Annotated in this window: 19 protein-coding genes and 1 pseudogene; 15 read left to right on the forward strand and 5 right to left on the reverse strand. The window is 60.6% G+C overall.

From position 1 onward, the window contains the following. Positions 1 to 49: 49 nt before the first annotated feature. From EKO19_RS37095 to EKO19_RS37120, 6 genes are read left to right on the forward strand one after another with little or no spacing between them, the layout of a single operon-like run. Positions 50 to 1,036 (forward strand): quinone oxidoreductase family protein, encoded by a 987-nt coding sequence (locus tag EKO19_RS37095; protein ID WP_129782477.1) that lies wholly within the window; start codon positions 50 to 52, stop codon positions 1,034 to 1,036. Continuing rightward, complete coding sequence (locus EKO19_RS37100) at positions 1,033 to 2,235, forward strand: aromatic ring-hydroxylating oxygenase subunit alpha (RefSeq protein WP_129782478.1); 1,203 nt, start codon at positions 1,033 to 1,035, stop codon at positions 2,233 to 2,235. The genes EKO19_RS37095 and EKO19_RS37100 overlap by 4 nt, the downstream gene beginning before the upstream one ends. Positions 2,236 to 2,247: 12 nt before the next feature. After that, the gene (locus tag EKO19_RS37105) at positions 2,248 to 3,393 is read left to right on the forward strand and encodes an acyl-CoA dehydrogenase family protein (protein WP_129782479.1); all 1,146 of its coding nucleotides are present in this window, start codon (positions 2,248 to 2,250) and stop codon (positions 3,391 to 3,393) included. 2 nt (positions 3,394 to 3,395) lie between these two features. Beyond that, on the forward strand, positions 3,396 to 4,649 hold the full coding sequence (locus EKO19_RS37110) for an acyl-CoA dehydrogenase family protein (RefSeq protein ID WP_129782480.1): 1,254 nt from the start codon (positions 3,396 to 3,398) through the stop codon (positions 4,647 to 4,649). Beyond that, positions 4,646 to 6,262 (forward strand): GMC family oxidoreductase, encoded by a 1,617-nt coding sequence (locus tag EKO19_RS37115; RefSeq protein WP_217705841.1) that lies wholly within the window; start codon positions 4,646 to 4,648, stop codon positions 6,260 to 6,262. Before EKO19_RS37110 ends, EKO19_RS37115 begins: the two co-directional genes overlap by 4 nt. A gap of 50 nt (positions 6,263 to 6,312) precedes the next feature. Then, on the forward strand, positions 6,313 to 7,965 hold the full coding sequence (locus EKO19_RS37120; RefSeq protein ID WP_129782481.1) for an AMP-binding protein: 1,653 nt from the start codon (positions 6,313 to 6,315) through the stop codon (positions 7,963 to 7,965). Between the two features lie 10 nt (positions 7,966 to 7,975). Here the strand turns inward: EKO19_RS37120 and EKO19_RS37125 are convergent, their stop codons facing one another. Beyond that, complete coding sequence (locus EKO19_RS37125) at positions 7,976 to 9,367, reverse strand: spinster family MFS transporter (protein ID WP_129782482.1); 1,392 nt, start codon at positions 9,365 to 9,367, stop codon at positions 7,976 to 7,978. Between the two features lie 243 nt (positions 9,368 to 9,610). On the opposite strand from EKO19_RS37125, the gene EKO19_RS37130 reads away from it, so the two are divergent. Genes EKO19_RS37130 through EKO19_RS37145 form a run of 4 tightly spaced genes read left to right on the forward strand, consistent with a single transcriptional unit; the run spans position 9,611 to position 13,298 of the window. Next, positions 9,611 to 9,874: a 2Fe-2S iron-sulfur cluster-binding protein gene (locus EKO19_RS37130; RefSeq protein ID WP_217705842.1), complete on the forward strand. Its 264-nt coding sequence runs from the start codon at positions 9,611 to 9,613 to the stop codon at positions 9,872 to 9,874. A gap of 6 nt (positions 9,875 to 9,880) precedes the next feature. Next, entirely contained in the window at positions 9,881 to 11,107 is a 1,227-nt protein-coding gene (locus EKO19_RS37135; protein ID WP_129782484.1) for an NAD(P)/FAD-dependent oxidoreductase, read from the forward strand. Then, the gene (locus EKO19_RS37140) at positions 11,104 to 12,324 is read left to right on the forward strand and encodes a CaiB/BaiF CoA transferase family protein (protein ID WP_129782485.1); all 1,221 of its coding nucleotides are present in this window, start codon (positions 11,104 to 11,106) and stop codon (positions 12,322 to 12,324) included. Before EKO19_RS37135 ends, EKO19_RS37140 begins: the two co-directional genes overlap by 4 nt. Continuing rightward, positions 12,321 to 13,298, forward strand: a complete 978-nt coding sequence (locus EKO19_RS37145) for a hydroxymethylglutaryl-CoA lyase (RefSeq protein WP_129782486.1) — start codon at positions 12,321 to 12,323, stop codon at positions 13,296 to 13,298. The genes EKO19_RS37140 and EKO19_RS37145 overlap by 4 nt, the downstream gene beginning before the upstream one ends. A gap of 60 nt (positions 13,299 to 13,358) precedes the next feature. Here EKO19_RS37145 and EKO19_RS37150 read toward each other — a convergent pair whose 3' ends face one another. The 3 genes from EKO19_RS37150 to EKO19_RS39400 form a co-directional block, all read right to left on the reverse strand. Further along, positions 13,359 to 13,781, reverse strand: coding sequence for a thioredoxin domain-containing protein (locus EKO19_RS37150; protein ID WP_129782487.1), 423 nt, complete (start codon positions 13,779 to 13,781; stop codon positions 13,359 to 13,361). Between the two features lie 1,151 nt (positions 13,782 to 14,932). Continuing rightward, positions 14,933 to 15,946, reverse strand: coding sequence for an IS110 family RNA-guided transposase (locus tag EKO19_RS37155; RefSeq protein ID WP_129782488.1), 1,014 nt, complete (start codon positions 15,944 to 15,946; stop codon positions 14,933 to 14,935). 36 nt (positions 15,947 to 15,982) lie between these two features. Next, entirely contained in the window at positions 15,983 to 16,309 is a 327-nt protein-coding gene (locus EKO19_RS39400) for a hypothetical protein (RefSeq protein ID WP_246039048.1), read from the reverse strand. Here EKO19_RS39400 and EKO19_RS37160 point away from each other — a divergent pair. Further along, positions 16,199 to 17,235: pseudogene (locus EKO19_RS37160) on the forward strand (IS110 family RNA-guided transposase). The gene EKO19_RS39400 and the pseudogene EKO19_RS37160 overlap by 111 nt on opposite strands. Positions 17,236 to 17,552: 317 nt before the next feature. On the opposite strand, the gene EKO19_RS37165 reads toward EKO19_RS37160, so the two are convergent. Further along, positions 17,553 to 18,911, reverse strand: coding sequence for an MATE family efflux transporter (locus EKO19_RS37165; RefSeq protein WP_129782489.1), 1,359 nt, complete (start codon positions 18,909 to 18,911; stop codon positions 17,553 to 17,555). A 1,182-nt stretch (positions 18,912 to 20,093) separates the two neighbouring features. Between EKO19_RS37165 and EKO19_RS37170 the strand changes: the two genes are divergently transcribed. Genes EKO19_RS37170 through EKO19_RS40135 form a run of 4 tightly spaced genes read left to right on the forward strand, consistent with a single transcriptional unit; the run spans position 20,094 to position 23,721 of the window. Continuing rightward, positions 20,094 to 21,197 carry an SDR family oxidoreductase gene (locus EKO19_RS37170; RefSeq protein ID WP_129782490.1) on the forward strand — a complete coding sequence of 368 codons (1,104 nt, stop codon included), beginning with the start codon at positions 20,094 to 20,096 and terminating at the stop codon, positions 21,195 to 21,197. Then, positions 21,194 to 22,696: an LVIVD repeat-containing protein gene (locus tag EKO19_RS37175; RefSeq protein WP_129782491.1), complete on the forward strand. Its 1,503-nt coding sequence runs from the start codon at positions 21,194 to 21,196 to the stop codon at positions 22,694 to 22,696. Before EKO19_RS37170 ends, EKO19_RS37175 begins: the two co-directional genes overlap by 4 nt. Before the next feature lie 30 nt (positions 22,697 to 22,726). Beyond that, entirely contained in the window at positions 22,727 to 23,341 is a 615-nt protein-coding gene (locus EKO19_RS38995; RefSeq protein WP_217705843.1) for an NAD(P)-binding protein, read from the forward strand. After that, positions 23,257 to 23,721 carry a GMC family oxidoreductase N-terminal domain-containing protein gene (locus EKO19_RS40135; RefSeq protein WP_217705844.1) on the forward strand — a complete coding sequence of 155 codons (465 nt, stop codon included), beginning with the start codon at positions 23,257 to 23,259 and terminating at the stop codon, positions 23,719 to 23,721. The genes EKO19_RS38995 and EKO19_RS40135 overlap by 85 nt, the downstream gene beginning before the upstream one ends. Positions 23,722 to 23,829: the final 108 nt, after the last annotated feature.

The following is a 23,829-nucleotide window of genomic DNA, read 5'->3' on the forward strand; positions in this document are numbered from 1 at the left end:
ATGATCCGAGCAGGTTCCGGACGCACGGATCACTGACGGATACGGCGAAGTGAAAGCACTGGTTGTCAACAAAGTGGGCGTCGATCCGACGATGGGCTGGGCATGCAGGCCTGTGCCCACCCCGGGCGAGGGTGAGTTGTTGGTGGAAGTGCACGCCGTCACCTTGTCATGGGGCGACGTGATTCAGGCGGGCGGTGCCTATGTCGGTGGACCGGTGCCGCCGTTCACTCCGGGGCACGACTTCTCAGGCAAGGTTGTCGGCGTGGGTGCCCAGGTCGACGCAGATAGGCTCGGCACTCGAGTGTTCGGTCTGTTGCCGGCCGGCGGATCGCTGGCGGAGTTCATCGTGGTGCCAGCGGCCGACGTCGATGAAATTCCCGGCGCGCTCGACTATGTGGGCGCGGCGGCGATTCCCGCCTCGTTTCTAACTGCCGACGCTGCGTTGAATATGACGAAGCCGCTATCGAGCGATGACGTGGTGATCGTCCATGCGGGCGCCGGCGGGCTCGGCAGCGCCGCGTTGCAGTTGTGTAGAGCCGCGCGTGTGAAGCTGCTGATTGCAACCGCCGGCACCGGTGAGCGAGGGCAGTTTGCTCGCGAACTGGGTGCCGATCATGTCGCCACCTATGAAAATTTCGCGGAGGTCGTCGGCGATCTGACTGGCGGGCGCGGTGCGGACCTCATCCTGGATTCAATTGGCGGCACCGTCTTCGATCGCAGCATCGCCGCGCTGGCGCCATTCGGTCGATTGGTCAGCGTTGGCGCCACCTCGGCGGAGGCAGCGGGTCGGTTGCGCCTTTCGGAGTTGTGGCGCAAGTCGATCACTGTCGCGGGGCTGCATCTATCGCGCTGGGCGGCCGAGCGCCCGGCGCGCGTGATCGAAATTCGTCAGCGCATCCTGAATCTCCTGCAGCGAAATGAAATTCGGCCGCTGGTCGGTGAGGTCTACGGCGCCGAGCGTTTTCAGGATGCGTACCGCGCGCTCGCGTCGCGTCAGGTTCGTGGCCGCGCGGCTATCTTGATGAGGCAACAATGACACCGTTGGAAGAAATAGCGATCGACCGCGAACGGCTGATCGAGATGGCACGACACAATATCGCGCACGTGAAAGCGGACAGCATCGAGCAGGCCGAGGAGATCGCCAAGGTCCCGTCGGATCACTACACGGATGCCGCGCGCTGGAATGCCGAGCGTGATCGCGTGTTCAAGGAACTTCCCCTGGTGCTCGCTCTGTCCACGGAGTTGGCGAATCCCGGTGACTATCGGGCGTTGAATGTGCTCGAGGTTCCGGTGCTGTTGGTTCGTGACGCGGACGGCGTCGCTCGCGCCTTCGTGAACATGTGCTCGCATCGTGGCGCCCGCCTGGTCGAGGAGGGCGCAGGGAACGCCACGCGATTTTCGTGCCCGTATCACGGTTGGACCTACACTCGCGCCGGCGATTTGTTCGGGGTCGCTTCCCCGAAGGATTTCGGCGTCATCGACAAGCGCTGTTATGGCCTGACGCGACTGCCGACCTTCGAGCGCGCCGGCCTGATCTGGGTGGTGCTGAATCCAGCCTCGACGCTCGACTTCGATGGCTTTCTGAGTGGTTACGCTGCCTCGCTCGGTGCTTTCGGCTTCGAGCACTGGCACGTGTTCGGTCGCAAGCAGCTGAGCAGCGCCAATTGGAAGCTCACCTATGACGGCTATCTGGATTTCTATCATCTGCCGGTGCTGCACAAGCTGACGTTCAAGGCGAAGTTCTCGAATCGCGCGTTGTCGTACCAGTGGGGGCCGCATCAGCGCGTGGTCACACCGGATCCGACCTTGCTGAAGCTGGAGACAGCCGCGCCGGAGGCGTGGGATCTGAAACATATGCTGAAGGGCGTCTGGACGATCTTTCCGAACGTGGCGTTCATTTCGGTGGATGGACGTGGCACCGCGATGATGATGTCGCAGATCTTCCCCGGCGGCAGCGTTGGGGAATCCTTCAGCCAACATACGTTCATCACCGAGCGCGAACTCACGACCGAGGAGGAGCGCCGAGCGGCGGAGGAGCAATTCTCGTTTCTGGTGAAGGTCCTGCGCGAAGAAGACTATCCGGCGTGTCGCGGCATCCAGGCGAACTTGCTCAGCGGCGCCCGCGATCACGTGTTGTTCGGTCGTAACGAGATGGCGGGCCAGGTGTTCCACCGCTGGCTCGACCGGTTGGTGCAAGCCGATGGCGGCGAGGCGCGCAATGCACTGTTCCGTTGAGAGAACGCGGCGATGTCACTAATTCTCGATGAGGAGCAGCAGCTACTGCAAACGAGCGCGCGTGGTTTCTTTTCGGCTCGCGCTCCGATCTCGCAGCTGCGCGCCCTGCGAGACGAGAACGTTACCGACTGCTTCGACCGGGCGACCTGGTCGCAAATGGTGGAACTCGGCTGGGCTGGCATTCCGTGGCCCGAGCGCTTCGGCGGCCTCGCGTTCGGCTTCAAGGGACTGGGTGTCATCACGGAACAGTCCGGGCGTTGCCTGACCGCGAGCCCGCTCATCTCATCGATCTGGCTGTGTGGCGCGGCGATTTTGCTCGCGGGTTCGGAGACACAAAAGCTCCACTATCTGCCCTCGATCGCCAATGGCCGACACCTGTTGGCGATGGCATTCGAAGAGCGCTTGCGGCATGCCCCCGGCGAGATCGATCTGCTCGCCCGTCGGACGTCGCATGGCTTCGTGCTCAGCGGTGGCAAGCGCTTCGTCCTCGACGGCATCTCGGCGGACACGATCATCGTCGCGGCGCGGATCTGCAATAGTGCTTGCGACACCGGCGGAATCAGTTTGTTTCTGGTTCCTCGCGACACGCCCGGAGTGACGGCTGTTAGCACTCGCATCCTGGATTCGAGAAACGTGGCGAGCATCGACTTCATCGATGTCCAAGTGCCGGACTCGGCCTTGCTCGGTGCGGTGGGACAGGGTCCGGAGCTGCTGGATGCAGCCCTGGATATCGCCAGGATCGGCCTCGCGGCGGAGATGTTGGGCAGTGCGCAGGAGTGCTTCGAGCGAACGGTTCAGCATTTGAAGGACCGGCGTCAGTTCGGCGTCGCGCTCGGCAGCTTTCAGAGTCTGAAACATCGGGCGGCACAGATGTTCTGTCAGCTGGAGTTGTCCCGCTCGGTGGTGCTGGAGGCGCTCACGGCGCTCGATGAGGATCGAGGTCGCCCGGAGATCGCCAAGCTCGCCAGTCTGGCGAAGGCGCGGTTGGGCGCTACGTTTCATCGGGTTACCCGTGAGGCGGTGCAGATGCACGGCGGAATTGCGATGACCGATGAGTTCGACATCGGTCTGTTCATCAAGCGCGCCGCCGTGGCAGATCAAACATTCGGGGATGTGGATTATCACGTGCGGCGCTACGCGGAGCTGGAAGGATACTGAGGATGAACGAAGCGAAGGAGTTTGTTCCATCCGAAGCATCCGCGGAGAGCCCAGCCTCGGCGGAAGAATTCAGAAGCAGCGTGCGACGCTGGCTGGAGGAGAATTGTCCCCAGGCATTGCGAGGCGGCGGCGTGATGTATCACGGCGGTCGAAAGGAGTCTGTCGATCCGCTGGTGCTGCAATGGTTCGATGCCTGTTATTCGCGCGGCTGGACCGTGCCGACCTGGCCACGCGCGTATGGCGGCGCTGGCCTCGATGCGGAACACGCACGCATTCTGCGCGAAGAAATGGATTCGATCGGTGCACCGCTGCCATTGAACGGGCAGGGCGTGACGGTGATCGGGCCGGCGATCCTGGAGATAGGAACACCGGAACAGAAGCTCCGTCATCTGCCGCGAATCGCCCGCGGCGAGGCTCGGTGGTGCCAGGGATTCTCTGAGCCCAACGCAGGCTCGGATCTTGCGGCGCTGACGACGTCCGCGAGACTCGACGGCGATGACTACATCGTGAACGGTTCGAAGACCTGGACCACGCACGGGGAGTTGTCCGACTGGATGTTCTGCCTGGTGCGCACCGACGCCACCGCGCCGAAGCGCAACGGCATCAGCGTGTTGTTGCTGTCCATGGATGCAGCGGGTGTGAGCACCAAGCCGATCGTGCTCATCTCGGGCCGGTCGGTGTTCTGTGAATGTTTCTTTACCGATGTCAGGGTTGCCGCGGCGGATCTGCTCGGGCGTCGCAATGAAGGCTGGACGACAGCGAGGCGAATTCTCGAACATGAGCGCTCTTCGGAGTCGCGCCCGGGAGGGATCATCGGTTCGGGGCCGGGCAGCGGCTCGGGTGGGGATGGCCGCACTCTATCGATGCTGGCCAGGGAGTATGGCGCCGGACCCGACGGACGCATGAGAGATCCTCTGGTGCGGCAACGGATCGCCGAGGTTGAGATGGAGCAGCGCGCGCTCGCGCTGACGCAGCGACGTGCCGACGAAGAGCGGGCTCGCTCCGGCAAAGGCGTGCCGAGCGAAGAAACGTCGATGTTCAAATATCTGTCCACGGAGCTGACTTCGCGCCGCATGGAGACCTATCTGAACATCATGGGTTTCCAGGGGCTCGGCTGGGAAGGCGACTCGTACACGCCGCAGGAGTTGCAGGCCACCCGCTATTGGCTGTACTCGAAGGCGTTTACCATCGCTGGCGGTTGCTCGGAGGTGCAGCTGGACATCATCGCCAATCGCATCCTGGGACTGCCCAAGTGAGCGACGAGTTCGATTACATCATCGTGGGAGCGGGCTCCGCCGGCTGCGCGCTGGCCAGCCGTCTCTCGGAGAATCCAGACCACCGTGTGCTGCTCATCGAAGCGGGACCCAAAGACAGCAGTCCGCTCATTTCGATGCCCAAGGGGCTGGGCAAGCTGCTCGCCGATCCCAGCTATGCCTGGCATTTCAAAGCGCGGCGACCCGCGCCGGAAGGAAAGCCTGTTGCGGAGATCTGGGCGAAAGGCAAGACACTCGGCGGATCGAGCGCGGTCAACGCGATGGTTTATACGCGCGGTCATCCCGACGACTACGCAGCTTGGGCTGACGCGACGGGCGGCGCCTGGACGTGGAACGACATGCGTACCGCGTTCATGGCGATCGAAGACCATCAGCTGGGTCCGGGCGCCTCGCGCGGTGTCGGAGGACCGGTGCGCATTGAAGCAGGCAGCTCCAATGACGAAGTCGTCGAGGCGATGATTCGCGCCGGCGAGATGCTCGGCTTGCGGCGCAAGCAGGATCTCAACGACGAGCAACAGGAAGGTGTGGGCTATTACTGCCACACGATTCGACGCGGTCGGCGAGTGAGCGCCGCGCATGCTTTCCTCAAGCGGGCGAGGGGGCGCGCCAATCTCGCGATCGTTACAGACACTCAGGTCGAGAAGGTGCTGTTGCAGGATCGTCGTGCCGTCGGCGTCGTTGCGAGAAGAGACGGAGAGGAAGTTCACTATCGCTGTCGCGCGGAAGTGATCCTCGCGGCGGGGATCGTCATGACGCCCGTACTACTGCAAGTCTCGGGCATCGGGCCCGCTGAAACATTGCGCCGGGCAGGGGTCGGTGTGCTGGTCGACTCGCCCTCGGTCGGCAGACGATTGCAGGATCATGTCGGCATGAGCCTGCAGTATCGGCTGGAGAATAGTTTCGGATTGAACCGGCAACTGCACGGCCTGCGGCTGGCCGGCGCAGTCATCCAATACTATCTGAGCCGTACCGGCGTACTTTCCAAAGGGCTCTATGAAGTCGGCGCGTTTGCTCGCACCGATGCCCGCGCAAACCGGCCCGACGCACAAATCTACTTGAGCCCGTTCACGTTCGAGCGCGACAGCAAGGGACTGCCGGCGCCCGTGAAAGGCTTGGAGCGCGAGCCGGGCTTGACGATCTATGGTCAATTCCTTCAGCCCACTTCAGAAGGCAGCATCGAGATCACTGCGCCGGAAGCGAGCGCGTCGCCCTCGATCGAGATCGATTGGTTCGCGACCGAGCACGACGTGCGTGGCATGATTCGTGTTCTCGACTATATGCAACGGTTCGTCCGGCAGCCTGCCCTACAACGCTACGTCGGCGCGCAGCTGTCACCGAACATTCCAGCGCGCGAGCCCGATCAAGCACTGAACTTCCTGCGTCGGATTGCTTCGTGCGGTCAGCACGCCGTGGGTGCTTGCCGGATGGGAACCGATGCGAGCGCCGTGCTGGATCCGCAGCTTCGAGTGCGAGGCGTGGAGCGTTTGCGAGTCGTCGATTGTTCAGCGATGCCGGGCGTGGTGTCGAGCAATACCAATGGGGCTGCGATGGCGTTCGGCTGGCGCAGCGCGCGGATCATCGAGAAGGGACTTTGAAACGCCGCCTCGAGGCGGCGTGTGCAAAGTTCTCGAACGGGGGAACAGAGATGAAGTTGACCAATGCCTGGACGTTTCGGGCGATGCCCGCGGAACTACGCCAGCGCTATCTGCGGGACGGCTGGTGGGATGAGAGCACGCTCGGCGAGCTGCTGTTGGAATGGCTTGCCGCCGAACCCGAGCTGAGCTTTAACGTCTGGTCCACGCGGCAATCGAGCAGTATCCGCTTTGGGGAGATGCGCGATCGGGTGCTGCGCCTGGCGAGTGGTCTGCGACGGCAAGGCGTTGGGCGAGGCGATGCCATCTGCGTCTACCTACCAAACTCCGTCGACGCGGCCGTCAGTGTCATGGCGGTGATCGTGGCAGGCGCCATCGTCGTGCCGATCGCACCGTTCTACGGCCTGTTGGAACTCAAATACATCTTGGGTCGATCCGCGGCGCGGATGCTCATCACCACCGAAGCGCCCGTTGGCGGACGGCTCGATGCGATTCAAGAGATGAGGGCCGACTTTCCGGCGCTGATCGATGTGCGCGTGATCGGAGAGACCGTGCCGCCAGGCATGAATTCGTATGAAGCGCTGTTCGATCCGATGCCGCCCGCCGTGATCTCGAAGGCAGATCCGGACGACGTGGTCATCATCGGCTTCACGTCCGGAACGACCGCGAGCCCGAAGGGGGTCGTCCATTGTCACCGCTCGCTATGCTCTGAACTGCGCCACCATCTGGATCGACTTCCCTGGCCGAGCGGTGCGCAACTGGTCGGAGGCCCGATCGCCCATTTCACGGGCATGCTGTGCGGCATGTTTCTTCCCATGTTCAAGCGCCGCTCGGTGCATCTGATCGATGGTTGGGACGCCGGGCTCGTGCTGGATGTCATGCGCAAGCACAAGGTGGGGACGGGCACAGGCACGCCGTTCTTCCTGACATCCATCATGAATCATCCGCAGTTCGTTCCGGAGGACGTGCGCAATGTCGGAGCGGTTTTTCTGGGCGCGGCCACCGTGCCCGCGTCGTTCGCCGAAGGGCTCGGCGCAATGGGCGTGGTTGCCGCACGCACCTATGGGTCGACCGAACAACCCACAATTTTTGGCGGCATGCCGACCGATCCCGCCGACAAGCGGCATCGAACCGATGGTGCCTTGCTGGCCGGCGTCGAGGTCAAGTTGCTGGACGAGCTGGGCAACGAAGTGCCCGTTGGAGCAGAGGGGGAAGTCGTGTGCCGCGGCCCGGACCTGTGCGCCGGGTATATCGATGAGGAAATGAATCGGACGCAGTTCGATGACGAAGGTTGGTTTCGCACCGGCGACGTGGCGGTGCGAGACGCCGATGGCTTCTACACCATTACCGATCGAATCAAGGATGTGATCATTCGCAACGGCGTCAAGATCGGTGCCTCTGAAGTGGAACAAGTGCTGCTGCGGTTTCCAGGACTGATCGAGTGCGCTGTCGTGGCCGCACCGGATGAGCGGACTGGCGAGCGCGGTCACGCGTTCTTGCGACTGAAGCCGGGTGCCGAGGCACCGAGCCTCGAGAACTTGCGCGTTCTTCTGGAGCAGTCGGGCCTGGCGCGGCAGAAATGGCCGGAGAACATCGAGGTGGTCGAAAACTTTCCTCGGACGCCCGCCGGCAAAGTCAAGAAGGCGGAGCTTCGTGACGAACTGCGGCGGCGTCATGCAGAGCGGACCGCGGTGAAGACTGCGTAAGGAGTCGGTGTTACGAGTTGACGCGCTCGAGCGCGTCTCGAAAGGGGGCCAACGCAAACACCAGTAGAGCCGCGGCCATGGGTCCCAACACGGCCGCTCCCACGCAAAGCGAATACCGAATGCCCTGTTGTTCAGCGCCGAACAGCCGATCGGTCATGAGTGCTATCACCAGCGGCCCGAGGCCCAGCCCGACGACCACGGCGATGAAGTGATATAGCGCCGAGATCAGTCCGCGCATGCGATTCGGCGTGATGATCTGTATCGAGGCGCTGACGATTCCCCAAGGACTTCCGATGAACAGGGAACACAGCCCGGCAAGAAACAACGCCCACTCGGCTGAATCGGTCAGCATAGCCGCCGCGCCGGTCAGGCCGCCGAGCAAGGCACAGGCGAGGGTGATGCGTAGCACGGCATCGGTATACCCGCGACTTTGCAGGACTTCGGCAAGTCGAGCGGTCGCCCAGTAGCCGATGCTCATGAATACGATGATGGCCAACCCGAACCTGAGCCCGACCTCGCCAGGCTGCCAATCGTGAACTCGAATGAAGAAGACAGGGATCCATGACAGCCACGCATTGAGCAATGCCGACAGTGCCGACAATCCGGCGAAGTAGAGCACGAAGAATCGACGTCGTTGTGCGAGAAATCGTATCGCCCGGCGTAGCGGAGGTGGGGCGTCGGATTTGCTCGCGCCGTGACGCGCGGGCTCGCGAACGGTGGTTTTAAGCAGGATCGCAATTGGGATGCCCGGCAGCCCGACGAGCAGCAGTACGCATTGCCACGGTTGCAGCTCTCCGAACAGGGGCAGCACCACAGTGTGCGATTGTGAGATCAGACCGATGACATAGCCACCGAAGATCATCGCCAGCCCGCTCCCCATGGAAACGCCGAGGTAATAAACGCTGATTGCCCTGCCGATGCGCTCTTCGGGGAAGCTGTCCGAAAGCAGAGAATACGCGGCGGGCGATAGCGTCGCCTCGCCGATGCCCACGCCGAGCCGCGCGAGAAACAACTGGCCGTAGGTGCTGGCTAGAGCGCACAGAGCCGTCATCGTGCTCCAGACGGCCACGCCCGCGGATGCGATGTTGGTCCGCGAATACGTATCGACGAGTCTACCGAACGGGATGCCGAACACCGTGTAGAGAGTTACGAAGGCGAGCCCGTGAAGCAGGCTGAACTGGGTGTCCGTGATCGAAAAATGAGCTCGGATCGGTTCGACCAGCAGGCTCATGATTTGACGATCCACGAAAGAGGACGTGTAGGCCAGCAGCAGCACGAAGACCGTCCACCATCCGCGAGCCGGACTCGGCCACGCCGGCGAGCCGATCTGCTCCGAAAACTTCGTCGCGTTGGACACCGCGGTGTTGGGTTCTGCGCTTACAAGGCCGGTCTTCTGCTGCAACGTCAGTTCCCCTGGTGGTCCCGTCACCCATTCCTAAGTCTTCTTATATTGACCTGCGCTGCGCGCAGAGGACCGACCGAAAGCATGGGGCGTATCGGCGTCGCTTGCGTAGCATTGCCACGAGTTGTTCAGGATCTTGTTTGGTTTCGAACTACACCCATGACCCTCCCGACCGCAGCGATACCCAACTCACCGACGCTTTTCATCACGACCCGGGCGGGGGACATAAGATCCGTGAGAGGCATGATCGGCCATTCCGTGATGGAGAGCATTCGGGACGCGCAGATCGAAGAAATCCAGGCGATCTGCGGTGGGGCCTGCGCCTGCTGTACGTGCCATGTGCTGGTGGATGCCGAGCAGGTCGAACTGCTGCCACCCTTGTCCGCGGAGGAGGATGCCTTGCTCGATGGATCCAGTGTGCGCACCCTGATGTCGCGCTTGTCGTGTCAGCTCGAGGTGACGGAGAAACTCGATGGGCTGCGATTGACCATTGCGCCGGAGGAGTGAGACGTCATGCAGGCGCTGGACGTTCTCATCGTGGGCTCCGGTCATGCGGGCGCTCAGACAGCGATTGCCTTGCGCAATGAAGGCTTTGCTGGAACCGTCGGCATTCTCGGCAAGGAGTTGGATCTGCCCTATGAGCGTCCGCCGCTGTCCAAGGAGTATCTGCTAGGAAACAAAGAGCGCGACCGACTGCTGATTCGACCCGCCAGCTACTGGCAGCAACAGCGTGTGGAAATGATATTGGGCAGGCGGGTAGATTGCGTCCGCCCCGATGAGCGTTACCTCTGCGATAGCGACGGACGCAAGATACGATACCAGCGACTCGTCTGGGCTGCCGGGGGTGTGCCTCGAACTCTGAGCTGTCCTGGAGCGGAACTGTCAGGTGTTCACGTCGTGCGAAGCCGTGCGGACGTCGACGGAATTCGCGACGCGCTGGCATCGACATCGAAGGTCGTCGTGGCGGGCGGCGGTTATATCGGGCTCGAGGTTGCGGCCTCGCTGGTCAAGCTCGGTAAGCAGGTGGTAGTGATCGAAGCGACAGAGCGCGTCCTGGCTCGCGTGGCCGGACCCAAACTCTCGTCCTTCTTCGAGGCAGCGCATCGTTCTTGCGGTGTGGAGATCCGCACTCGCTCTCAGATTGTGGCGGTCGCCGGCGAGAACGGGCGCGTGAGCGGCGTCCATTTACACAATGGAGATATCATTGCCGCGCAGATGTTGATCGTCGGCATCGGTATCGTGCCCGCCGTCGCTCCGCTACTGGATTGTGGGGCGGAGGGAGGCAACGGCGTTGCAGTCGATGAGCACTGTAGAACCAGTCTGCCGGACATCTATGCAGTGGGCGATTGCGCTCTGCACGTGAATCGTCATGCTCGCAACACGGCGTTGCGTATTGAGTCTGTGCAGAACGCCGTGGATCAGGCCAACGTGGCGGCGAAAGCGATCGTGGGCAAGCCGGTGGCTTACGACGCGACACCCTGGTTCTGGTCCAATCAGTATGAGCTTCGATTGCAAACGATCGGCTTGTCCGCGGGCCATGATGCAGAAGTGGTGCGGGGCGACCCCGCCACGAGCACTTTTTCAGTAGTCTATCTGCGTCAGGGAAAAGTGATTGCGCTGGATTGTGTGAACGCGCCCAGGGATTACGTGCAAGGTCGCAAGCTCGTTGCTGAAGGCATCGCGTGCGACCAGGCCTTGCTCGGCGACGCCAGTGTGTCATTGAAGTCCTTCTGCGCATGACACCGCCGCAAGGAGATTGTGTGACTGATAGCAAGCCGACGAACGCGACCCCGCTGCCGTTGCAAGGCGTGAGGGTGCTGGAACTGGGATCTCTGATCGCCGGTCCGTATGCGTCGGCGCTGTTTGCGCAGTTCGGCGCGGATGTGATCAAGATCGAGCCGCCGGGGCACGGCGATCCATTGCGCAAATGGCGCAAGCTGCATCGGGGCACGTCGTTGTGGTGGTACGTGCAAAGCCGGAACAAGAAGTCCGTGGTGCTCGACCTCAAGAGTGACGAGGGACGCGAGATCGTGCGCAAGCTCGCGGCGGAGGCCGACATCCTGGTCGAGAATTTTCGGCCGGGCACATTGGAGAAATGGGGCCTCGGTTGGGAGACGTTGTCGGCCGGCAATCCCGGACTGATCATGCTGCGCATCTCAGGCTATGGCCAAACCGGTCCGCGGCGGGATTTGCCGGGATTCGCCGCCATCGCCGAGGCCATGGGCGGCCTGCGATTCGTTACTGGATTTGCCGATCGTCCGCCGGTGCGATCGGGCGTCAGCATCGGCGATACGTTGGCGTCGATGTACGGCGCGCTCGGTGCGCTGATGGCGCTTCACCATCGAAATATCAACGGCGGTAAAGGGCAGGTGGTCGATGTGGCGTTGTACGAAGCTGTCTTCGGCGTCATGGAGAGCCTGCTGCCGGAATACTCGGCGCAAGGTTTCGTGAGACAGCGTTCCGGTGCCAGCCTGCCGGGCATTTCGCCCTCGAATACTTACGAATGCAGCGATGGTCAGCACGTCGTGATCGCCGGCAACGGTGACGCGTTGTTCCGTCGGCTGATGCAAGCCATCGGGCGCGACGATCTCGCGACCGATCCCGGGCTGGCTCACAACGATGGCCGCGTGCAACGTAACGATGAGTTGGATGCCGCCATCGGCGCGTGGACGGCACGACACGATATCGATGAAGTCGTGCGCGTACTCGAACGCGCCGAGGTTCCGGTCGGCAAGATCTATTCGGCAGCCGATATCGCCGCCGACGAGCACTATCGAGCGCGCGAGATGTTGGAGGAGCACGTGCTGGCGGACGGACAGCGAGTCACGCTGCCGGGCATCGTTCCCAAACTCAGCGCCACTCCGGGACGGACCCGTTGGCTCGGCCCTGCGCTGGGTGAGCACACCTCGGCAGTGCTGGGGAGTCTCGCCGCCGGTAAGAAGGAGCGCTCGAAGTGAATACGACCGATCGCCAGCGTCTGTTCATCCAGGACGTGGCCGTACGCGATGGCTTTCAGATCGAGCCGCGTTTCGTGCCCACCGAGCAAAAGATCGCGCTCATCGATCGGCTCGGCCGTTGCGGGCTCGCCAAGATCGAAGTCACTTCGTTCTCTTCGCCGAAAGCGATCCCTATGCTCGCCGACGCTGAGGTTGTCATGCGAGGGATTGCGCGTATCGAGGGTGTCGAGTACGCCGCGCTGGTTCCGAACTTACGCGGCTGCGAGCGGGCACTGGCGTGCAACGTCGATGAGATCAACTTGGTGATGTCGGCGAGTGAAAGCCACAACCGCGCGAATCTCGGCATGAGTTGCGAGGATTCGCTTCGGCAATTCGCCAAGATCCTCCCCCTTGCTCATGGAGCCACGGCAATCAATGCGTCGTTGTCGACGGCGTTTGGTTGTCCCTTCGAAGGCAGCGTGCCGGCGGGGAGGGTGATGGATCTTATCGCGCGCTTGACGGACATGGGGATTGCGCGAGTCAGTCTGTGCGATACCACTGGAATGGCGAATCCAGCGCAGGTCGAGGATATCTTCGGTTCCGTCCTGCGCATGTGGCCGACGTTGCAGGTCACAGCGCACTTCCACAACACGCGGGGCATGGGATTGGCCAATGCAGTCGCGGCGCTGAATGCAGGCGTGCGGCATTTCGACGCGTCGCTGGGCGGGCTTGGCGGATGTCCGTTTGCGCCGGGCGCGACGGGCAACGTTTGCACGGAAGATCTCGTGCACATGTTCGACAGCATGGGATGGAACACCGGAGTGGATCTCACCGAGCTGCTCGAAGTGGCGGCCGCGCTGCCCATCATCGTCGGGCATGACGTGCCGGGGCAGGTCCTCAAGGCCGGACCTTGGACCCGGCGCCATGCTTTGCCGCCGACGCAAGGCTCGCCGGCGATGAGTCCATCGAATGTTTGCGCCGGAGTCCGCGCCTGACCGGCACCACGCTGTTCGAGACACCTGTACGTGGCGAATTTGTCTCGCCTTGGCGCGATGTCAGGCGGGTTGGGCAAGCGCACGATCGACGGCCGTCACGAGGCGCGGATCGTCGGCAGCAATATCCGGCTCGAAACGTTCGATAACACGGCCATCCCGGCCGATCGGAAATTTCTCGAAATTCCACAGTACCTCTGGCGCCGAATTGGGCTCGATGCCGCAATTGCGGAGCCGATCGCGGGTGCGCCCGCGATGACCTGATTGAATATTCGGCACAAAGCCGGACCATCGACCACCGGGTTGCACGGCGAGCCGACGATGCGGCGAGTCAGCTGCCTGCGGCTGCGTGACGCTCGATTCGCCACACGCAGGCAACTGGAGCGATTGCTGGGTAATAAGACGGCGGAGTGCGAGATTCTGCGTGAGGCGCTGGAGCGGGGTTGAGCGGCTCGTTTGTTTAACCGGCCTGGCGGGCAGGCTCATGCCCCTCGCTGCTCCGTTCATTGCTCTCCGAGCCCAGTGCGGACTGCGCATCGAAGGTCCCATCGAGTTCTCGAGCGAGATGCTCGCTCAGCGCGATGAGTTCATGCGGTCCGCTGGGCACGAGCGCACGCGCCGGGTGATCCCCAACCCGAACAGTGTTCGAGCGGGCGGCACCGGAGTGAGGCGAGCACTCGCGGATGTCGGCCGCATTCGAACTGAAGAATCAGCGAGGCCCCGTCCGACCCGTCGAGTTTCCAGTTGACCATCGTCACCGCGGCGACCAGGCCGAGGTAGTCACGCTGAGCTACCGTGGAACCGCGTGATGGCGCGGTGATCGCCACAGCGAGCGGCAACTCCAACTCTGTTCCGCAGGCTCGCGCTTGCAAAATTGTTGCGTCGACCGGCCGCCGAACTCGTTTTTGCCGAAACGAATTTTATAGAGGCGGGAATTTCGTAGTCGCGCCGAGCTCGTAACTCGGCGAATTCAAACGGAAAAAGTGGTGGGCCGCATAGGACTCGAACCTATAACCAACTGATTAAGAGTCACCTCCGGCGAGCCGGGAAATCAAGCATTTAAGCGCAGGAATTTTATAGAAACATGCCCAAAGAGCCCGTAAGATGGGCGGATTTGATGATTCATTTTATAGAAGCTGCGGGGCTCGCTGATCGAGGCTCGGTCCGATAGCGAGGGCTGAGTTTCGCCGAATTGACGGCGATATAGCTCGCTCGACGGTAGACGGAGTTTCGCCGCCCATCAGCCAGCCGTAAGTCAGGCCGCAGGGACTCTTCTCCGATGTCGTCACGATAATCGGATAGCTCGACGCTTCGAGCGGCAAAACGCATTCGTGTCTCTTCAGTAGTGTCGCCTTCCTTGCGCACCAGCCACCCATCAGGATCAAGATGCAGGTTCACTCCAATGGAGAGAACGTTTGCACCCCCGGCTCAGCGGAGCCCCAGACACTCTTCGGTTTCCGCGCAACATTCGTCAGTGACAGTTACAGAAATTCGGGCTATGCATTCACGCACGCCAGGCCATCAGGACTTGCTGCGCAGGCGTATGCCAGTCTCGATAACGTTGCCAGCGCGGTGAGGGCGGCCAATCAGAAAAGGGTTTTACCAGGCGAAACTAGGGTTACGCCCCCACCGGCTGTTCAATGTGAAAAAAGTTTATCGGCATCAAACGGCACATCGTCGCGGAGGATGTAATAACAGGCACGCGCCAACTTATGTGCGATTGCTCGTATCGCCACGATGCGGCTGCGCTGGCGGCTCTTGCACTCATAGTAGTGACGGGCCTGCGGTAGATAGCGCACGGCGAAGTGTGCCGCTTCGTGAAATGCCCAAGACAGATAGGCATTGCCGTTCTTGCGGTTGCCGTCTCCCTTCTTCTTTCCGTTGCTCAGCGCGCAGCTCTGCACGCATCGACAGTACGAGGCAAACTGGCCCACCCGCGTAAAACGACGGATATCACCAACCTCGAGGCCAATGGTCCATGCCAGGATCGGTCCGATGCCATTCACTGTTTGGAGGCGCCTGTACGCCGGGGCGTCCTTCAGCTCCTGCCTCACCATCGTCTCAATGCGCCAGATCTGCTGCGTCAACGCTTCAATGATCACGCGATGCGCATCGATGACCAGCGCAATCTGCGGCTCGGTGACCACCGGCCAGGGCTGTTGCTTCGTGCCGATCATCACCGCGCTCGATACCTTTATGTTCAACTCGCGCGCATAACAGCTCTTCGCGGCCAGCACATTCATCGTTCGCTGCCTCACTAGTCGGCAGCGATGCCGCAGCAAATCTCGAACTGCTCGCTGGCTCCTTGGGTAGATATAGCCACAGGGCAAGATGCCCAAGCGCAACTGCGCTAGATGAAATGCATCATCGCAGTCGTCCCGGTGTTTCAGCCCCTCGTACTGGCGTACCGCCGAGGTATTGACCAGCTTGACGCGGTAGCCTGCCTGCATCAGGCCGTCCACCAGCCAATACCAGTTGAAGGTCGACTCCACCGCAATCGCCGCCAGCGCTTCCCGATACGGCGCCAGAACCGCCAAGGTTACCGACAGATCGTTCGCCAGCCGCTGCTCTACCAGACGCTCGTCATGCTCATTGATGAGCGTCAACCAATGATTGTTGGAGTGCAGATCGATACCGCAGTACAGTTTCATCGTCAGCTCCTCCAGGTGCTGGAAACACCTGCTTGCCTACTCACGCTTGCCGAGATCGAAGCTACCACTTCGGTCTCGGAGAGGAGCTGGCTGGAGGAGCATCAGAATGGCGGCGAAACTCAATGCGATCGGATTCTTGATGAGATGGACTCCTCCTGCTGGCAGTACGGCATCGATATGCCAAGCTGATGGTTGCGTTTCCCAGCTGAAGCTCAACAGAAGGAGTCCGCCATGTATGCTACGACGGTAGGTGTGGACCTGGCAAAGAACCGCTTCGAAGTTGCCGTTGCCGACGAGCAGTTCCGAGTGGGACGACGTGAACGACTGACACGGGCTCGGTTTTCTCAGTTCTTTAGCAATCATCCACCCAGCCTGATTGTGATGGAGGCGTGCGGTTCCGCGCACTACTGGGCGCGCACTTTCCAAGCGCGCGGTCATGAAGTTCGGCTGCTGCCGGCACAGTATGTACGCGCCTACGTCCGGCGCAATAAAACCGATGCAGCCGATGCAGCCGCACTGATCGAAGCGTCAAGATGTACCGAATTCGCCCCGTGCCCATCAAGTCGATCGATCAGCAGGTGCTGCAACAGTTACACCGCATTCGCGAGCAGTGGAAACACACTCGCACGGCGCGGATCAATCAACTGCGCGGCTGCCTGCGCGAGTTCGGCCTCGCCATCCCGGTCGGTGCTCGTCGTGGCATCGCCGCCGTGCGCGAGGCACTGGAATGCGCCGACAATGCGCTGCCCGATGTGCTCCGACCGGTGGTGCTCGAGCTACTGCAGGAGATTGCGGAACTCGAACAGCGTCTGAAGCAGATCGAGCGCCTGCTCAGTGATCTGACACACGAGGATCCGGTCGTGCGCGAGTTGTTGAAGATCCCCGGCATCGGGCTATTGAGCGCGACCGCATTGCGTGGTGCTCTCAACAGCGTACAACGCTTTCCTTCCGGCCGGCATTTCGCTTCTTGGCTAGGCGTTACGGCTCGTGAGCATTCCTCAGGGGAACGACGACGTTTGGGCGCGATCAGCAAGCGGGGCGACGTATACCTACGAACTTTGCTCATCCACGGAGCGCGCTCGGTGCTGCAGGCCGCGAAACAATCCGTCCAGGCAGGGCGGTCCTTGGATCGACTGCGCACCTGGGCACTGGATACCGAGCGGCGCTGCGGTCATAACAAGGCGATCGTTGCTCTAGCGAACAAGATGGCCCGCATCATCTGGGCGACCTGGAAGCATCAGCGATCTTACGATGGCAACTGGCAACTTCGATCCAGTGCACGGAGCTAATTGATTCAAGATTTCCCAACTTCAACGCGAGGCTGCACTTGATGCGATTGCATTCATGATCAAGCGGATCGGCAGCTGGCGCGACAAAGTCGATAATGTCCATGGCCCATTACGAGGCCTTGTTTTTGATTGGCTCCGCGCCGGCGACTTTCATGATGTCCAGGGCGATCCAACGTCGAACGTGTTCCGCCCATCAACAGGACGAATACACGGTTGCAGCCGATGTCCGCTTTCTGATCAAAGCTCCATCAAGAAGGCTTGCATCTGGAGTCCAGACATGCACATTAAGGTTCGCGTTCGTGTCCTCTGTGTGATTGTTACATCGGTTGGGCCACGGCGAGTGGGGTAAGCTGGAGACGCACCTGCTTCCGCAACCAAAGCACATTGAGAGCGACGTGCACGATCGTGGCAGCAATCGATAGATACCATATGTGCTCGAGCTTGTAGCCGGGTTGTGAAGTGAGCCAAATTGCCGGCACGGCGTACACGATAAGACGCATGGCCGAACTCAGCAGGGAAGGCAGCGTGTTGCCCAGCGCCTGAAAGACGCCCGAGCAAACCAATGACACGGCGTTTAGCACGCAGTTCCACGAAATGAATTGCAAGAATTGAGCGCCAACGCGCACGACTTCGGGCTCGGGTGAGAAGAAGCGCACCATCGCTTCAGGCCGCCATTGACACAACAGCATCGCAGCCAACATGAGAGCTATCGATTGGATGAAGGCGACGCGGAACGTTTCTCGCACTCGTGCTATCTGTCGCGCGCCGAAATTCTGGCCGGCCACCGGTGCAACGGCGACGGCTATCGCCATCGCAGGCAAGAATATTCCCCCCATGATACGCGAGCCGATGCCGAAGCCAGCCTGCGCTGCCGGACCGAAGTCTCTGATTGCCCACAACGTAGTGCTGACATAGCCAAAGATCAGCAAGAGATCGCCACCCGCAGGCAACCCGATGGTGAGTATGCGCTTCCACACAGCGAAGCGCGGCTGCCACCGTTCCGGATGAAACGACACATATCTCCCCATCCGATTGAAGTACACCCAGAGCAATACCACACCGCTGAGCACGGCAATTGAACTGGCGAGCCCCGCCCCAGCCACACCCATCGCGTAGCTCGTACCCCAGCCGGCGATCAGTACTGGCGCCAGAACTGCGTTCAGGAGCACCGTAGCTACTTGCACGATCATTGCAGGCTTCACGATGCCCGTTCCGATCAACGCCGAGCGTATCGAGACCAGCGCGAACTGCAGCGCCAGGCCCGGCAGGAACCAGAACAAATATTTGCGACCTTGCATGACGGTCGCCTCGTCCGCAGCCATCGAGCTCAAATACGGAACCGCGAGTGTGTACCCAAGCAGCAATGCCAAAGCTCCGAGAATCGCGGCGACCAGCAACGACTGATTGAAGATTAGATTGGCATCCTGCTGGTCCTTGCGTCCGGCCGCGTGTGAAATCAATGCCACGGTACCGACGCCCAGAGCCTGGGTCAGCGCAAGGGTGATCAACATGATGTTGCTTGCGGCACTGACCCCAGCAACGGCGGCATCGCCCAGCCCGGCGACGAAATACAGATCGACGAAGACATACAGCGTTTGGAACAGCATACTCGCGCCCATGGGCACCGCCATGGAGATGATATGACGAGCGATTGAGCCCTGAGTGAGATCCTTCATGTGATGAATCGTACGAAGTTCACCTGCGGCGACCGCAGCGGGGGCGTTCACCGGAAAGGATGTTGGTGCGTGAAGCTTTTGGCTCCTGAGCTCAAGTGGAGCCCTGATTGAAGCGGCCGCGGGCTCGTATGTGACCCACTTTCAGAGCATGAGCAATCCCGCATCTCACCTGACAACGCGATTCTCTATCGTGCAGGTTATGGCCGGCCAGCTGATCCGGCGGCAAACGACCTTGCATGTGCACGACAGAACTGAAGGGCCGTCTGCTGGAGCAAGAGATAGGCCCCTCAATGAGCTCGTATCTCGCAGGGATCTACCTCGATCTTGGACTTCGGGCGCCCTGGTGCGGCCTGCCGCCATGGCGCCGCACTTCGAGGATGCGGCATCACGTCAGCCGCAGAAAGAAGCGCGCTTCGCCGCTCGGTGAATTCCGACGAAAATACCTGCACTGTCTTCGCGTATTGATATTCGTTGCATCCAGTTCCCTTTGATCGACCTCAGACAGAGAGCGGAAAATGTCGCGACAGTATCGGTGCCCGGTAGAAATTTCTCTTGACCCTCGTTTCGTTAGCGGTTCGCCAGGCTCAGACGCTCTTGCTGGCAGAACACCTCCTCGAACTGCCCGCTGGTTTCGATCTTCCGACCATCGCGACCAAGCATCTGCCGCCCAGTCGTTGTCGCTTCATCGTCTGTATCGCTTACTCCAGTGGTGGCTGATTTGGAGCGGCATTGTCCGCGCGCGGATAGATCGGAAGGACGCGTCGGGGCTTACCTCTGAGCGGCCCCGTCTCGCTTCTTTTGGGCGCTGCTGAGCGTGCCTAGAACCCTCCTGCAGCGGCAGCTCAGTGGGAGTGACGACCTGCAGCCGAGCCATCCGCCGCTGCAGGGGCAACAAGCTCTTGTTTGCCGGTCACTCCATCGAGTTATTCACTCTCGACGGGCTCATCGTTGGGTCTGAATGTCGTGTGACCTGCTGGCGCTTTCTCATCCTTCCGAAATGGGCGAGTTCGCTGGTGCCGATGCAGAAAACGTCGAGAGCCCGCGCTAGCGCCGAGTTCGCTGCAGCGAGTTGACGGACGGCAGCCAGCGTCGCTGGCTTTCCCTAAGAGTCATCCGTGATAGGCAACGACATCCCCGAGCTCCGATCCCACGGCGCGATGAAACTGGAAACTCCAAAAAACCATGTCAAATAACGAAGAAAAATCGCACGTTCCATCCGACCAGGGGCGCCGGAATTTCGTCAGGGGAGTTGCACTTGCCGCGGCGACTACGCCAGCGATCCTCATGCTGCCGGCGCTTGGTGCCGCGGCGATGCAGCAGCCTGCTTCGGGTTGTACCGATGTCTCGCCGCCCATGAAGGACGTTAGAGGCAAAGTGGCTTTCATCACGGGAGGGTCGAGTGGCGTTGGTCTTGGCGTTGCGAGGGCCTTCGCAGAGGCGGGAATGCACGTCGCAATTGGTTATCGAACCAAGGAACACCTTGACGATGCCATGAGCTACCTTGAGGAAACTCGTAGCCGCATCCACGCGATCCGGGTCGACGTTACTGATCGTCCAGGGATGGAACAGGCTGCAGCGGAAACGGTGCGAGTCTTTGGGAAGATACATGTCCTGGTCAACAACGCAGGCGTGAACTTGCCCATTCCATTCAAAAAAATTACCTACAATGACTGGGACTGGGTGATGGGAGTCAACTTGACTGGCGTCTTCAATGGTCTACATGCCTTCCTCCCGTACATCCAGGCTCACGCTGATGGCGGTCAAATCATCACGACCTCGTCTTTGTTTGGGCTCATCAGTGCGGCCAATCAATGTGCCTATTCCGCCTCCAAGTACGCCGTGGTGGGCCTGATGGAAGCATTGCGGTCCGAGTTCATCGGGTCTAATGTCGGCGTGTCCGTGTTCTGCCCTGGGCTTGTCACTTCAAATGTATTTGAGTCAGCCCGCAATCGTCCAAGCAGTCTGTCGGATACGGGGTTCTCACCCGATCAAGAAACGAAGGACCGCCAGCAAAAGATGCGGCACGATCCGGAGTACGCCATGCCGGCGTTGGAGGCGGGGCAGTTGGTGTTGCGCGGCATGCGTCGCAACGATCTTTATATTCTGACGCATCCCGAATACGAGCGGGTCTTGCGCGACAGGAGCGAAGCACTCATCGCCTCAATACCCAAAGACTTGAGACCGACACAGACAAGGCTGATGGCGGCACGTTCGGGCTTCGAGCAGTCAGTCTACACTGTCGAGCGGGATCGGATGCTCTGTGGGAAGTCGGAGCGAAACGAATGAGTTCATCGAAAGTCTTCTCAAAACAACGACTGTTGTTCTCATTTGGGATTTCTTTGCTGTTGACGTCCATCCACCCGGTGATCTCGCAGGCCAGTTCAACGGCCATTCCCCGAGCGGTTTGTGGTCCTCGAGATCGGACCGAGAGCGTACAGGGCCAAACGACGTTAGCTGAGCGCTTCAGCCCCGGGCCAGCCAAACCCTATAGCTGTAACCTGGAACTCGTTGGTCAGTATGAGGGTGAAGGTGCCGGGTTTGACCTTGAGGTTTTGGGACATTGCGCTTACTACGCGACCGCTCCCAGTTCTCAGCTGCGCAGTCCTGGCGTCGTTGTCTTGGACGTCTCCGACTCTGGCCATCCGAAGATGGCCACCCACCTGACCAGTCCCGCCATGTTGGATGCTGGCGAATCTCTGGTGATCAATCACGCACGCCAGTTTCTCCTCGCGAGCACGCCACCCAGAACCACCAATGCGCCGTTTGAGATCTACGATCTATCCGCCGATTGCAGTCATCCTGTCTTGAAGAGCACCGTTGCTCTTCCAAACCTGTTTGCTCATGTAGGACAGTTCGATGCCGAGGGCCGAACGTTTTACGGGGTAAAAGGACTATATGGTGTTCCAGCCGACAAGAAGGTGCCTGCTCCATCCGCAGTCTTCGCCCTAGATGCTGAGGATCCTGAAAAACTGGCCGTACTATCGGTTTGGACACCGGAGGACGGTTCTTGGCAGACACACGGCGTCAATATCAGTAAGAATGGTCGTCGGGCATATGTGACTCTACAGCGCCAGACTCGCGCAGCTCAGATTCCGAATGGGTTGCTCATTATGGACACCAGCGAAATTCAGGATCGAAAGCCGCATCCACAGTTTCGACTTCTCGGGTCACTATTCTGGGAAGACACCCACTTTGCGCAGTTTGCATTGCCGATCACCGTCGCAGGTAAGCCCCATTTGATCTACACCGATCTCTTGGGTCGCCTTGAGGGATCTGGGTCTTCAGAAAAAACCAACGCCTGCGGTTCAGACGAGCCGAGCTATGGCGTTGCACGAATCATCGACATCAGCGATGAAAGAAATCCAAAACTGGTCTCGAAGCTTCTGCTCGAAGTGCACGACCCAAAAAACTGCTCGAACGTCATGAACGATCCGACGAGCGCTCTTGGATACGGTAGTTTAGGTTGTGACGCCGATGATCCTGAGAATGCCAAGCTATTGGTTTGCGGCTATAACGAAGCCGGCTTGAGGGTTTTCGACATCCGCAACCCGACGCACCCTCGCGAAGTCGCCTACTACAAACCGCCCGCTAGAAGAACACAGAGCCGCCCCGGCTCACTGCTGCGCTTCAAAGCGGGATTGGATTACACCGCCGATCAAGTGGTCGTTCCAAAATTTCGAAGCGGCACGCAGGAGATTTGGTTCCTCAGCTTCGATAACGGCTTCCAGGTCGTGCGCTTCACGGACGCTTTCAAGGCTGCAAACAAAGAACTCTTTCAGAACTAGCAATTGATCGCTGCTAAAACGGTAACAACCATGGCAGGCGCGCAGTCCGAGTACGACGCCGTCATCGTCGGCTCCGGTGCTGGCGGAGGTATCGCCAGCTACGTGCTCACGCGGCGTGGATTGAAAGTGCTCCTACTCGAAGCTGGACGCGATTACACGGCCGAATCAGAAACGCCGATGTTTCAAGTCGAAGCTGACGCGCCCCTAAACGGCGCCTCGACGCCAGACAAGCCGCTCGGCTTCTTCGATGCCGCCATCGGCGGTGGATGGGATCTCCCCGACGAACCCTACACGGTCGCGCCGCGAACTCAATTTCACTGGTGGCGTTCGCGCATGGTTGGAGGACGCACCAACCATTGGGGTCGTGTCACGCTGCGCTATGGACCGTATGACTTTCAGACTCACCGCCGGACGGGTCTCGGTGTCGACTGGCCGATCGGCTACGAAGACCTGGCCCCCTACTACGACCGTGTCGAGAAGCTGATCGGCGTCTTCGGAGAACGTGAAAACATCGAGAACAGTCCAGATTCCTCGCCAGGCGTGCTGCTGCCCCCCCTGCGATGCACGCGCACGAGGTCTGGGTACAGAGCGTCCTGGCGAAGCGCTTCGGAATTCGAACCGTACCGATTCATAGTGCCGTCCTGACGCGGCCTCTGAACGGCCGCCCGGCCTGCCTGTATGCAACGCCGTGCCGTAGGGGTTGCGCCATCGGCGCTTTCTTTCAAACGCCGACCGTGCTGCTGCCGCCCGCCCTCGCTACGGGGCGATTGGAGATTCGCACACATTCCATGGTCTACGAGGTTCCTCTTGATCAGCACGGTCGGGCCACCGGCGTGCGTTACATTGACAAGACCAATGGCAGTCGGCACCTCGTTCGCGCACGCGCCGTGGTCCTGGCCGCCAGCAGTTGTGAGACCGCGCGTATTCTGCTGAATTCGACATCCAACGCATTTCCGGACGGACTCGCGAACAGCTCCGGCCAAGTTGGACGTCATCTGACTGATACTGCGCGATTTCCCAGTTGAGGACCACCCGATTTCCCGAGTTGGGGACCACCTTGTGAGGTCACTGGCGGAGCAGAAGTGGGCGATTCTTACGCGACGTGTTTCTTGCTGGCAAGTTTCCGGGCCTTG

This window comes from Peristeroidobacter soli, from assembly GCF_004138485.1.
GTDB lineage: Bacteria > Pseudomonadota > Gammaproteobacteria > Steroidobacterales > Steroidobacteraceae > Steroidobacter > Steroidobacter soli.

What these genes read in the sequence shown, in the direction of transcription:
- EKO19_RS37100 (WP_129782478.1), top strand. Translation starts at nt 1,033, where the DNA reads ATGACACCGTTGGAAGAAATAGCGATCGACCGCGAACGGCTGATCGAG.
- EKO19_RS37105 (WP_129782479.1), top strand. Translation starts at nt 2,248, where the DNA reads ATGTCACTAATTCTCGATGAGGAGCAGCAGCTACTGCAAACGAGCGCG.
- EKO19_RS37110 (WP_129782480.1), top strand. Translation starts at nt 3,396, where the DNA reads ATGAACGAAGCGAAGGAGTTTGTTCCATCCGAAGCATCCGCGGAGAGC.
- EKO19_RS37120 (WP_129782481.1), top strand. Translation starts at nt 6,313, where the DNA reads ATGAAGTTGACCAATGCCTGGACGTTTCGGGCGATGCCCGCGGAACTA.
- EKO19_RS37130 (WP_217705842.1), top strand. Translation starts at nt 9,611, where the DNA reads ATGATCGGCCATTCCGTGATGGAGAGCATTCGGGACGCGCAGATCGAA.
- EKO19_RS37135 (WP_129782484.1), top strand. Translation starts at nt 9,881, where the DNA reads ATGCAGGCGCTGGACGTTCTCATCGTGGGCTCCGGTCATGCGGGCGCT.
- EKO19_RS37140 (WP_129782485.1), top strand. Translation starts at nt 11,104, where the DNA reads ATGACACCGCCGCAAGGAGATTGTGTGACTGATAGCAAGCCGACGAAC.
- EKO19_RS37150 (WP_129782487.1), bottom strand. Translation starts at nt 13,781, where the DNA reads ATGAGCCTGCCCGCCAGGCCGGTTAAACAAACGAGCCGCTCAACCCCG.
- EKO19_RS37155 (WP_129782488.1), bottom strand. Translation starts at nt 15,946, where the DNA reads ATGAAACTGTACTGCGGTATCGATCTGCACTCCAACAATCATTGGTTG.
- EKO19_RS39400 (WP_246039048.1), bottom strand. Translation starts at nt 16,309, where the DNA reads ATGATTGCTAAAGAACTGAGAAAACCGAGCCCGTGTCAGTCGTTCACG.
- EKO19_RS37165 (WP_129782489.1), bottom strand. Translation starts at nt 18,911, where the DNA reads ATGAAGGATCTCACTCAGGGCTCAATCGCTCGTCATATCATCTCCATG.
- EKO19_RS37170 (WP_129782490.1), top strand. Translation starts at nt 20,094, where the DNA reads ATGTCAAATAACGAAGAAAAATCGCACGTTCCATCCGACCAGGGGCGC.
- EKO19_RS37175 (WP_129782491.1), top strand. Translation starts at nt 21,194, where the DNA reads ATGAGTTCATCGAAAGTCTTCTCAAAACAACGACTGTTGTTCTCATTT.
- EKO19_RS38995 (WP_217705843.1), top strand. Translation starts at nt 22,727, where the DNA reads ATGGCAGGCGCGCAGTCCGAGTACGACGCCGTCATCGTCGGCTCCGGT.
- EKO19_RS40135 (WP_217705844.1), top strand. Translation starts at nt 23,257, where the DNA reads ATGCACGCGCACGAGGTCTGGGTACAGAGCGTCCTGGCGAAGCGCTTC.